Source organism: Streptomyces sp. NPDC056160 (assembly GCF_042268205.1).
Taxonomy (GTDB): domain Bacteria; phylum Actinomycetota; class Actinomycetes; order Streptomycetales; family Streptomycetaceae; genus Streptomyces.
Genome location: NZ_JBHJUW010000208.1, coordinates 1 through 11167, shown reverse-complemented (window position 1 = coordinate 11167; position 11167 = coordinate 1). Strand labels below are relative to the sequence as shown.

General features: G+C 75.7%; 9 protein-coding genes and 1 pseudogene. 4 read left to right on the top strand and 6 right to left on the bottom strand.

The features are described from left to right. Nucleotides 1–707: pseudogene (locus ACFC02_RS39445) on the bottom strand (MFS transporter); the annotation flags it as partial. An 81-nt stretch (nt 708–788) separates the two neighbouring features. Here ACFC02_RS39445 and treY point away from each other — a divergent pair. Both treY and ACFC02_RS39435 read left to right on the top strand, forming a co-directional pair. Continuing rightward, complete coding sequence (treY, locus tag ACFC02_RS39440) at nt 789–3137, top strand: malto-oligosyltrehalose synthase (protein WP_376367333.1); 2349 nt, start codon at nt 789–791, stop codon at nt 3135–3137. A 128-nt stretch (nt 3138–3265) separates the two neighbouring features. Then, the gene (locus ACFC02_RS39435) at nt 3266–4516 is read left to right on the top strand and encodes a M14 family zinc carboxypeptidase (protein WP_376367331.1); all 1251 of its coding nucleotides are present in this window, start codon (nt 3266–3268) and stop codon (nt 4514–4516) included. Nucleotides 4517–4581: 65 nt separating this feature from the next. Here ACFC02_RS39435 and ACFC02_RS39430 read toward each other — a convergent pair whose 3' ends face one another. Together ACFC02_RS39430 and ACFC02_RS39425 are read right to left on the bottom strand one after the other, a co-directional pair. After that, nucleotides 4582–5022 (bottom strand): SSI family serine proteinase inhibitor, encoded by a 441-nt coding sequence (locus ACFC02_RS39430; RefSeq protein ID WP_376367328.1) that lies wholly within the window; start codon nt 5020–5022, stop codon nt 4582–4584. Between the two features lie 179 nt (nt 5023–5201). Next, nucleotides 5202–5753, bottom strand: coding sequence for an FHA domain-containing protein (locus ACFC02_RS39425; RefSeq protein WP_376367326.1), 552 nt, complete (start codon nt 5751–5753; stop codon nt 5202–5204). Between the two features lie 173 nt (nt 5754–5926). On the opposite strand from ACFC02_RS39425, the gene treZ reads away from it, so the two are divergent. Next, nucleotides 5927–7681 (top strand): malto-oligosyltrehalose trehalohydrolase, encoded by a 1755-nt coding sequence (treZ, locus tag ACFC02_RS39420; protein WP_376367323.1) that lies wholly within the window; start codon nt 5927–5929, stop codon nt 7679–7681. Nucleotides 7682–7696: 15 nt separating this feature from the next. On the opposite strand, the gene ACFC02_RS39415 is transcribed toward treZ, so the two are convergent. After that, nucleotides 7697–8701 carry an aminoglycoside phosphotransferase family protein gene (locus tag ACFC02_RS39415; protein ID WP_376367321.1) on the bottom strand — a complete coding sequence of 335 codons (1005 nt, stop codon included), beginning with the start codon at nt 8699–8701 and terminating at the stop codon, nt 7697–7699. Nucleotides 8702–8746: 45 nt separating this feature from the next. After that, entirely contained in the window at nt 8747–9874 is a 1128-nt protein-coding gene (locus tag ACFC02_RS39410; protein WP_376367319.1) for an aminopeptidase P family protein, read from the bottom strand. Nucleotides 9875–10122: 248 nt separating this feature from the next. Between ACFC02_RS39410 and ACFC02_RS39405 the strand changes: the two genes are divergently transcribed. After that, nucleotides 10123–10878 carry a metallophosphoesterase gene (locus ACFC02_RS39405; protein ID WP_376367317.1) on the top strand — a complete coding sequence of 252 codons (756 nt, stop codon included), beginning with the start codon at nt 10123–10125 and terminating at the stop codon, nt 10876–10878. Here ACFC02_RS39405 and ACFC02_RS39400 read toward each other — a convergent pair. Beyond that, a partial coding sequence (locus ACFC02_RS39400) for a PDZ domain-containing protein (RefSeq protein WP_376367315.1) occupies nt 10871–11167 on the bottom strand: 297 nt, incomplete at its 5' end. The genes ACFC02_RS39405 and ACFC02_RS39400 overlap by 8 nt on opposite strands.

Genomic DNA, 11167 nt, shown 5'->3' with positions numbered 1-11167 from the left:
GTGGCCGGGCCGTGCGCGGTGGCCGGGCCGTGCGCGGTGGCCGGGCCGGGCGCCGTGGCCGGGCCGGGCGCCGTGGCCGGGCGGGTCGCCGTGGCCGTCGGGTGCAGGGCGAAGCCCGTGCCGCACACGGCCACCAGCACCGCCGCCCCGCCCAGGGCGTACGCCGGGTGCGCGAGGACCGAGGCGACTCCCACCAGGGCGGGGCCCAGGACGAAGGAGATCTCGTCGAGCGTGCTCTCGAAGGACAGCGCCGCCCCCACCGTGGCGTCGGGGACCGCGGCCCGGCGGGCGAGGGCGACGAGACGGGCGCGTGCCAGCGGGCCGATCAGCGGTACGGTCGCCCCCGCGCCCGCGCCCAGCAGCGCGAGCACCGGCCCGTTGAGGCCCGCGAGCGCCCCGGCGACCAGTGCGGTGACCGCGAACGCGTTGGCCGACGCGAAGAGGAGGACGACCGTCCGCTGGCCGTGCCGGTCGGCGAGACGACCCACGAGCGGCCCGCAGGAGACCTGCCCGAGGGCGAGTGCCCCGCCGGTCAACCCCGCCGCGGCCAGGGAGTCACTCGTCCGGGCGACGAGCAGCACGCTGCCGAACTGGATGGTGGCCGTGGGCAGCCGCCCGAGGAACGACACCACCGGAAGCAGCGGCCCCGTCAGGCCGATCACGTCACGGTAGGTCTCCAGTGTGCTGCGCCGCCCCGGTGTGGTCATCGTCCGACGCTAGCCACGCGCGCGGGGACACGTGGACGGACGGATGACACGAAACCCGGCCGGGCGGGTACGTAGCATCGCATGACACCCGAGCACCCCGTACCCGTCGTACCCACGGCCACCTACCGGCTCCAGCTGCAGCCCGCGTTCCCGTTCCCGGCCGCCGCTGCGGCCGTCCCGTACCTGGCGTCGCTCGGCGTCTCACACCTGCACCTGTCCCCCGTCCTGGAGGCCGTGCCGGGCTCACCGCACGGCTACGACGTCGTGGACCACACGCGCGTGCGCGGCGAACTCGGCGGCGAGGAGGGCCTTCGCGCGCTGGCGCGCACCGCGCGGGAGCACGGCCTCGGCCTGATCGTGGACATCGTGCCCAACCACATGGCGATGGTCCCGCGGCACAACCCCGCCCTGTGGGACGTGCTGCGCGAGGGGCCCGCGTCCCCGTACGCGCGCTGGTTCGACATCGACTGGCAGGCGCAGGGCGGCAAGGTGCTGCTGCCGGTGCTCGGCGGTCCGCTCGGCGAGGAGAGCGACCACCTGAAGGCGGACGGCGACGTCCTGCGCTACCACGACCACGCCTTCCCGCTGCGCGCGGGCACGGAGGGGCTGCCGCTGCCGCAGCTGCTGGACGCACAGTGGTACCGCCCGGTGTGGTGGCGGCTGGCCCGGACGGAACTGAACTACCGGCGCTTCTTCAGCATCTCGCAGCTGATCGGCGTGCGCGTGGAGGACCCGGAGGTGTTCGAGGCCACCCACGCCAAGATCCTCCAGCTGCTGCGCGAGGGCGTGGTCGACGGGCTGCGGATCGACCACCCCGACGGCCTCGCCGACCCCGACGGCTACCTCGACCGGTTGCACGAGGCGACGGGGGGGCGGTGGACGGTCGTGGAGAAGATCCTCTCCGCCGGTGAGCACCTGCCGCCCTCCTGGCCGGTCGCGGGCACCACCGGCTACGACGCCCTGCGGCACGTCGACGGCCTGTTCACCGACCCGGCCGGCGCCGGTGAACTGCTGGAGCACTACCGGCGTTTCGCCGCCCCCCAGACCGACCGCGGCGGGGACTGGGCGGCAACGGTGCGGCGGGCGGCGTACAAGGTGATCACGCACGAGCTGGCGGCCGAGACCGAGCGGCTGACCCGGGTGGCGGACCGGGTGTGCTCGTCCGCGCCGGACCCGGCCCTGCGCGACCGCGCGCCCTGGGCCCTGCGCACCGCCCTCCAGGAACTGCTGGTCCGCCTGGAGGTGTACCGGCCGTACACCTCTGTGGACGCCGCCTCGGTGGTCACCGAGGACGCCGCCGCGGCGGCCAGGCTCGCCTTCACGGTGCCCGAGGAGGGCGGGGCCGTGGACGTCGTACGCGACCTGGTTCTGGGGCGGGCCGGTGCCGGACCGGACGCGGTGGAGCTGCGGACCCGGTTCGCGCAGGCCGCCTCCGCGCTGCGCGCGAAGTCCGTGGAGGACACGGCGTACTACCGGTACGTGCCGCTGCTGTCGGCCAACGAGGTCGGCGGCGACCCGGGCCGCCCGGCGGTGTCCCCTGAGGACTTCCACGCGTACTGCGCGCGCGTGCAGCGGGACTGGCCCGTCACCGGGACGGTCGTCTCCACGCACGACACCAAGCGCAGCGCCGACGTGCGGGCGGCCCTGGCCGTGCTGACCGAGTGCCCGGGACGCTGGGCCCGGCTGCTGGCCGAGGTGAGCGGTGCCGGGGAGGGCGCGCCCGACGCGCAACTGGCCTGGGCGGCCTGGCAGACGGTGTTCGGCCTCGGGGAGGCGGACGCGGAGCGGGTGGGGCCCGCGCTGCTCAAGCACGTGCGTGAGGCGGGCCTGTACACGAGCTGGACGGAGCGGGAGGCACCGTACGAGGAGGCGGTGGAGCGGTTCGTCGCCGAGGGGCCGTGCGGGCCGCCCGGCGGGCGCGTGGCCGCCTTCCGCGCCGAGCTGGAGCCGTACGTCCGGGCCAACGTGCTGGGCACCGCCCTGGTGCACCTGACGATGCCGGGGGTACCCGACCTCTACCAGGGCACGGAGGCCGAGTACCGGGCCCTGGTCGACCCGGACAACCGGCGGCCCGTGGACCTGCCGCCCGCCGGCGCCGGCGCGAAGGGCGCGGTGACGGCGGCGGCGCTGCGGCTGCGCGCGCGCCGCCCCGAGGCCTTCGGCGCCGCCGCGGCGTACGACCCGCTGCGGGCCGAGGGCCCGGCGGCGGACCACTGCACGGCGTTCGCCCGCTCCGGGCAGGCGGTCACGGCCGTCACCCGCCTCCCGCTGCGCCTGGCCGAGGACGGCGGCTGGCGCGGCACCCGGCTCCCGCTGCCCCCGGGCCGATGGGCGGACGTGCTGACCCCGGGCCGCGCCTTCGAGACCCACGCGCGCGCGGAGGACCTCTTCGAAACACTTCCGGTAGCCCTGCTGGAACGGGTGGACTGACCGTCCGGGCGGGGGCGGGCGCGGAGCGGGCCGGAAGGTTCGCCGGGACTGCCGGTGAGCGGCTACTTGACAGTCCTCACCGGCCGTGGGGTACTGCGGGATGCGAAGCCGGGCGGACGAGTACGGGGGTGAGTCCTCTGCCGGAGCCGCGCTATCACAGTGTTCCCGAACTCGTGGCCTCGGCCCGGTCGCTGGCCGCGCGCCGGCCGGCCCTGTGCTCCCTGGAGGAGGTCGGCGCCTCCCGCGCGGGCAGGCCGCTGCACCTGCTGTCCGTCGGCCACGCCCGGCGCGCCGTCCTGGTGGTCGCCGGCGCGCACGCCAACGAGCCCACGGGCGGTTCCACTCTCCTCGCACTGGCCCACCGCGTGCTGAGCGAGCGGGAGTTGCGCGCCGGCACCTCCTGGCACTTCCTGCTCTGCGCGGACCCGGACGGGGCCAGCCTGCACGTGACGCCGGCCCCGCGCAGCCTGCTCGACTACCACCTCGGTTTCTTCCGCCCGGCCGGGTCCGAGCAGCCGGAGTGGTCGCCGTCCGTGCTGCCGCCCGACCGGCTGCCGCCCGAGACGCGGGCGCTGACCGGCGTCATCGACGCGCTGCGGCCCTACCTCCAGGTCACGCTGCACGGCACGGAGCTGGGCGGCAGCTGGGTGCAGCTCACCCGGGACGTCCCCGGGTTGGCGGAACCTTTCGCCAAGTCGGCGGCGGAGCTGCACATCCCGGTGGAGACGGGGGCCTGCGACGCGGCGGGCTGGCCGGTCTCCGGACCCGGCGTACGGGTGATGCCGGCGCCCGGCTCGGCGCTGGCGTACCCGAGCCTGCCGGACGACGCCCGCCTCAGCACCTGGTACCACGCCCACCTTCACGGTGGTCTGACGGCGGTCGTGGAGGTCCCTATGTGGGCGAGCGACCTGGTCGACGACCCGGCCCCGCACCCCGCCCCGCACGCGGCGATACGGCGGCTGGCGTCCCGGCTGCTGCGGGACGCCCGGGAGGTGGACCTGGTGCTCGCCGACGCGCTGCCCCGGCTGCGGGGCGCCGAGGGGCCGCTGCTGCGCGCGGCGCGCTGGGGGCTGGGCCTGGTGCCGGGACTGGCGGCGGACTGGGCGCAGACCCCGCCCGCCGACACGACGATGGCCTACGTCGGCAGCGTCGACGCGTTCGGCCGCCGGCTGCCGCTGCGGGCCGCGGCGATGCTGCTGCGGGTGCTGCGCGAGGCCGACGACCGTGCCGCGCCGGGCCTCGAACAGCTCGTCGCGAGCTGGAGCAGGGCCTTCGCGGACCGCTTCCGGGCCCGCTGGGTGCCGCTGGAGCACCAGGTCGAGCACCAGTCCCGCACGGTGGTGGAGACGGCCCGCCACGCCCGTGACGTGAGCGCGTGAGGGGGCGCGCCCCCCCCTCGCACGGCCGTCGCCTGTCCGTGCCCGGCCCCGCCGGTGCGCGCTCCTCACCCGTCCAGCGCGAACACACCTCCCGTCCGGGCGTTCATCTCGCACGCGTTGGCGAAGGTCTCCGTGTAGTCGACCGCGCGTCCCTGCCACTCGCCGCGCGCCTGTACGGTCACGGGGGCGTAGATCATCGAGCAGAACACCTCCTTGCGCGGGATGCCGCGGATGTCGCCGCGCGCCGTGCGCAGCTCGGCGCAGGCCTCGGCCGCGCGGGAGTGGCCGTGGGGCGGGTCGCACAGCAGCAGGGTGCCGCGGGTGTCGCCGCCCGAACGGGTGTCTCCGTGGGTGACGGTGACGTACAGCCAGTCGCTGCGGTCGGCGTGCCGGAGGGACGACTGGGCCGCCTGGGCCGGGACCGCCCCCGCGAGGAGCAGGGCCGCGGTGACCGGCAGGCCGCGGCGCAGCCACCGGCTCGCCGCCTTGGTGATGGAGTGGGTCATGGCCGGTGTATCGGCACCCCGGCGCGGGGACCGCAGTCCGGCTCACCCGAACGGGAGCGGCGCCGCGCGGCCTCCCGCCCGTCCGGACGCCTCAGCATCTCCCGGTGCGTCCCGGTGCGTCCCGGTGCGCCTCGGTGACCCGCAGCGCCTCAGTGCCTCTCGGTGCGCCTCAGTGCGCCTCAGTGCGCCGAGAGCCGGTACGCCACCTGCCCGAAGCCGATCTGGTCGCCCTCGCGGACGACGGCCGCGCCGGTCACGCGCCGGCCGTTGACGGTCGTGCCGTTGGTCGAGCCCAGGTCGCGCAGGATCCACAGGCCGCCCTGGTGGACCAGCTCGGCGTGGGCCCGGGAGACCGTCTCGTGGTTCAGCCTGAGGCCGCTCGCCGGGTCGCGGCCTATGCGCAGCGGACGGCCGCTGTCCGGGTGCGGCAGCAGCAGCTTGGGCAGCCGCTCGGCCTGCCAGGCCCGGCGCAGCCGTACGGAGAAGCCGGAGACGGCCTCGACCGTGCCGAACACCATGCGGGACAGGCGGCCCTCGGCGGACAGGTCCGAGGTGAGCACGGCGAGTTCGTCCGGGCGGCGGGCGGCCAGCGCGAGTTCCATGCGCCGCAGGAACGTGTCGTGCGAGAGCCGGCCCGCCGCGACGCCGTCGCGCAGCACCTTCAGCGCCCGGTCGCGCTCCGTGTCGGACAGCCGCGCGGGGTACGGGTGGAACTCGAAGGACGACGTCACGCTGCTGATTGTCGGACACCCGATGCGGGGTGTCCAGGAAACGCCGAAGGCGGCCCCGGGGCGTGCGGACCTCACGACACCCGCCGCAAAAGGGTGGTTTCAAAAGCGGATTGATCTCCTATGGAGGACCATGGAGGACGCCATCACGGTGAGCAGACGAAGGGGAACCGTCCGTGCATTTCGAGGTGTGGGCACCGCAGGCCGGCCGTGTGACACTCCAGTGCGACGGCGCCACGCGCGCACTGGAGCGTGATCCGGAGCGCCCGGGATGGTGGAGCGGTGAGGCCGGGGCGCGGGACGGCTCGCGCTACGGCTTCGCCCTGGACGACGGCCCCGTGCTGCCCGATCCGCGGTCGCGGCGGCAGCCGGACGGCCCGGACGGGCTGAGCGCCGTCGTCGACCACGGGCGCCACGCGTGGCGTGCCGCCGGATGGGCCGGGCGCCCCCTGCCCGGCGCGGTGCTCTACGAGCTGCACGTCGGCACGTACACGCGCGAGGGGACGTTCGACGCGGCGGCGGCGCGCCTGGAGCACCTGGTGGAACTCGGCGTCACGCACGTGGAGTTGATGCCGGTGTGCCCGTTCCCCGGCCGGCACGGCTGGGGGTACGACGGGGTGTCGCTGTGGGCGGTGCACGAGCCGTACGGCGGCCCGGAGGGGCTGAAGCGCTTCGTCGACCGGGCGCACGAGCTGGGTCTGGGCGTCGTCCTGGACGTGGTGCACAACCACCTGGGCCCCTCGGGCAACTACCTGCCCCGGTTCGGCCCGTACTTCACCGACACCCACCACACGCCCTGGGGCTCGGCCGTCAACCTGGACGCGCCCGGCTCCGACGAGGTCCGCGACTTCCTCGTGGGCAGCGCGCTGGCCTGGCTGCGCGACTACCGGCTCGACGGGCTGCGCCTGGACGCGGTGCACGCGCTGGTGGACACGCGCGCGCGCCACTTCCTGGAGGAGCTGTCCACGGCCGTGGACGCCCTCTCCGCCGACCTCGGCCGCCCGCTGTTCCTCGTCGCCGAGTCGGACCTGAACGACCCGCGGCTGATCACCCCGCGCGCGGAGCACGGCCTCGGGCTGCACGCGCAGTGGAGCGACGACTTCCACCACGCCCTGCACACGGCCGTGACCGGCGAGACCCAGGGCTACTACGCCGACTTCGGGCGGGCCCCGCTCGCCGCGGTCGCCAAGACGCTCACCGGCGGCTACTTCCACGACGGGACGTACTCCAGCTTCCGGGGCCGCCACCACGGCCGTCCGCTGGACCGCACCCGCGTGGCCGGTCACCGGCTGCTCGGCTACGGCCAGACCCACGACCAGATCGGCAACCGGGCCCAGGGCGACCGGCTGTCCACCCTGCTGGCGGACGCTCCCGGGCTGCTGGCGTGCGCGGCCACCCTCACGCTGACCGCGCCGTTCACGCCGATGCTGTTCATGGGCGAGGAGTGGGCGGCCGGCACGCCGTGGCAGTTCTTCACCGACCACACCGACCCGGAACTGGCGGAGGCGGTGCGCCGGGGCCGGCGGCGGGAGTTCGGGGCGCACGGCTGGGCGGAGGAGGACGTTCCGGACCCGCAGGACCCGGCGACCCGCAACCGTTCCTGCCTGGACTGGTCCGAGCCGGAACGCGAGCCGCACGCACGCGTGCTGGCCTGGTACCGGCGCCTGCTCGCGCTGCGCCACCGGCTGCCCGACCTCACCGACCCCGATCTCGCCGCCACCCGGGTCGCCTACGACGAGGAGGGGCGCTGGCTGGCCTTCCGGCGCGGGGACGTGCGGGTGGCCGTGAACCTCGGCACCGAGCCCGCGGCGATCCCGCTGGGGGCCCGGCCGACCCGGGTGCTCGCCGCCTGGGAGCCGGTCGAGGCGCCCGACGAGGACGGCCTGCTGCGCCTGCCCGGCCGCTCGTGCGTGGTCCTGGCGCAGAGCTGAGCGCACCGCCCCCGGTCAGGGTGCGGCCTCCTCCCCGCCCTCCCCGTCCCCCTCGCCGTCAGTGCCGTCAGTGCCGTCGGTGCCGTCCTCGCGGAACTCCGTGACCCGCTCCAGGAGGATCGCCTCCCAGGCGTGGCGCAACTGGGTCCGCAGGAGCGGCAACGGACTGTCGTCGCGGCCCTCCAGACGGGCGGCGAGACGGATCACGGTGTCGCAGCGGGCCAGCCACAGGCCGCGCAGACACGGGCGGGCCCCGTACCCGGCGAGGGTGGCGGCGCGTACGGCGGCGGGCGAGCCCACGGCCAGGGCGAGGCCCGCGATGTCCTCGGCGGGGTCGCCCACCGCCGCGTCGGTCCAGTCCAGGACGCCGCGGACCCGGCCGTCGGCGGCGACCACCAGGTGCTCGCCCTTGAGATCGTGGTGGACGAGGACCGCGGTGCCCGGCTGTGCGGCCAGTTGGGCGGCGGCGGGCGGGGCGAGCTGGTGCAGGCGCGCGGCCTCGAACTCGTCTGCCTGTCCGAGGGCTTCGGCGCAGTGCGCGGCCATCCGGCGCAGCGCCTGAAGGGAGCGGGGCGCGGCGCGCGGCACACCGAGCGTCTCGGCCTGCCGGACGGGCACCGCGCGCAGCCCGGTGAGCAGCCCGGCCAGGTCGTCCTCGCCGAGGGCGGAGACGTCGTGCTCGTCGGCGGTGCCGCCGGGGATCCTGGTGTCCAGCGTGTACGTCAGTCCGGGCGCCCAGTCGCCGTGCGCGACGCTCGCGGGGACGGCCACCGGCAGGTGCGGGCGGGCGAGGTCGCGCAGGCGCAGTTCGCGGCGCTGGCGCAGGGAGGTCTCGCGGTCGGGGGCGAGCCGCAGCACGTGGCGGGTGCCGACCCACCAGGTGGAGTGCTCGCCGCCCTCCGCGACGGGCCGGACCTCCGCTGCGCCGGGTGCTGCTGCCCGGCTCTCCGGACTGTCCCGGAGCAGGGTGCGGACCAGCCGGCGGACGGTGTCCGCGGTGGGAGTCGGTGCCTGGGTCATCGTCGCGCCGTGTCGTTCGGGTCGTGGGTGGGGGCCGCCGGTGGGTCAGTCCACTATGACCATCTCCCGGGTCGTGTCGTTGAGGCGGCGGCCCCCGTCGCCGGTGACCGTCACGATGTCCTCGATCCGCACACCGAAGCGGCCGGGCAGGTAGATGCCGGGTTCCACGGAGAAGCACATGCCGGGCACGAGGGGCTGCTCCTCCCCTTCGATCATGTACGGCGGCTCGTGGGTGGTGACGCCGATGCCGTGCCCGGTGCGGTGGATGAAGTACTCGCCGTAGCCGGCCCCGGCGATGACCGCGCGGGCGGCGCGGTCGACCTCCTGGCAGGCGGCTCCCGGACGCACGGCGCGGAAGCCGGCCTCCTGCGCCTCGCGCACGATGTCGTGCACCCGGCGCTCCTCGTCCGTGGGTTCGCCGACGTGGACGGTGCGGGTGGTGTCGGAGCCGTAGCCGTCCTTCAGCCCGCCGAAGTCGAGGACGACCATGTCGCCGCGCTCGATGACCCGGTCGCCCGTCTCGTGGTGCGGGTCGGCGCCGTTGGGGCCGGAGCCGACGATGGTGAAGTCCACCTGGGAGTGGCCGAAACGCCGCAGCAGGGCGGCGAGGTCGGCACCGACCTCGCTCTCGCGGCGCCCGGCGAAGCGGACGGTGCGGATCTCCTCGAAGGCCTGGTCGGCGGCGGCTCCCGCGGCGGCCAGCAGGGCGAGTTCGGCGGGGTCCTTGACGGCGCGGAGCATCGGCAGCGCCTCGGTGAGGGAGGCGTAGGAGGTGCCGGGCAGGGTCCGCTGGAGGCCGAGCAGGTGCATGGCCCACGCGTTGTCGCTGATGCCGAACCGGCCGCGGTCGTCGAGGAGGGCGGACGTGAGGGCGTAGGGGTCCTTGCCGTCGGTCCAGTCGCGCAGGGTCAGCGCGGGGGCGCCGGTGGCGCGCGCGGCGTCGGGGGCCTCCAGCGCGGGCAGGACGAGGACCGGGTCCTGTCCGGGGACCAGGACCAGCAGGGTGAGCCGTTCGGTGGTGGCGGGCGGCGCGTAGCCGGTGAGCCATACGAGGTCCGGTCCCGGGGCCACGAGGAGCCCCGCGAGTTTGGCGTCGGCCGCGGCCCGTGCGGCGCGGGCCATCCGGGCCCGGTAGTCGTCGGCGGTGAAGGGCGCGGGCGCGGTGCCGGTCATCCGGGCCTCCGTGTGCGGCTGAAGGGGCGGTGAGCAACGAGCAGTGACCACGGGCAGCATCCTGCCCGCGCGGAGGAAGCCGCGCGAGCCGGTCGGCGGGACCGTGTCACGTCACCATCCTCGCTGCTGGGAGGCCCGGCGGACCACCGCTTTGCGAGATCCGCGCTAATGGATGGGGGTTGCCCAACCATTAGAACTCGTGGTGGGATCACCTCTGTCCATGAGTCGGCCGACAGGAGGGGTACGCCGTGCTCGTCATCGCACACATCAGCGATCTGCATCTGGACGGCACCGCGCGGGCGACGGAGCGCGCCACGCGGGTGCGCGACGCGCTGTGGGAGCTGCCGGGGCGGGTGGACGCGCTGCTGGTGACCGGCGACATCGCCGACCACGGCGCGGAGGCCGAGTACGAGGAGGCCGCCGCGCTGCTGGGGCTGTCCGGCGAAGCCGCGCCGTTCCCGGTGCTCACCTGCCCCGGCAACCACGACGGCCGCGCCGCCTACCGCAAGGCGCTGCTGGGCGGTGCGCCGACCGCAGAACCCGTCAACTCCGTGCAGGTGTTCGACGACGCGGCGGTGCTCATGTGCGACTCCAGCATCCCCGGCAGCGACGAGGGCGCGCTGGAGGAGGAGACGTACCGCTGGATCGAGGAGACGCTCGACGACCTCGGCGACGACCGGCCGGCCCTGCTGGCCTTCCACCATCCTCCGGTCGCCCTGCACCACCCCCTGCCCGACCGCTACCGCCTGCGCGACCCGCACCGGCTGGCCGCCCTGCTGCGGCGGCGCCCCGCGATCGCCGGGCTGATCACGGGGCACGCCCACACCCCGGCCGCGACGTCGTTCGCCGGGCGCCCGCTCGTCGTCGGCCCCGGGGTCACCTGGACGCTGCGGCTGCCCTGGGAGGGCGAGGCCTTGGCCGACCGGGAGGCCCCGCCCGGGCTCGCCTTCCACGTGCTGGACGACGAGGGCCGGCTGACGAGCCACTTCCGCGTCGTCACGTGACGACGCCGGGTGTGACGTCCAGCTGCTGGTAGCCGCCGCTGCGGTGCCGTACGGTCAGGGTCACCTCGTGGCCCGGGCGGGCCCCGGCCACCGCGCGCGCGAGGTCCGCCGCGGAGTCGATCCGCGTCCTGCCGAACACGAGCAGGACATCGCCGCGGACCAGACCGGCCGCATAGCCGGGGCCCGGTACGTGCACGCCGACGACCCGCGCGCCGGGCCCGTCGTCGTCCACCGCCTCCACTCCGAGGGCCGGCCCCACCGGCGCGGGAGCCGCGGCCGGGCCCCCGCC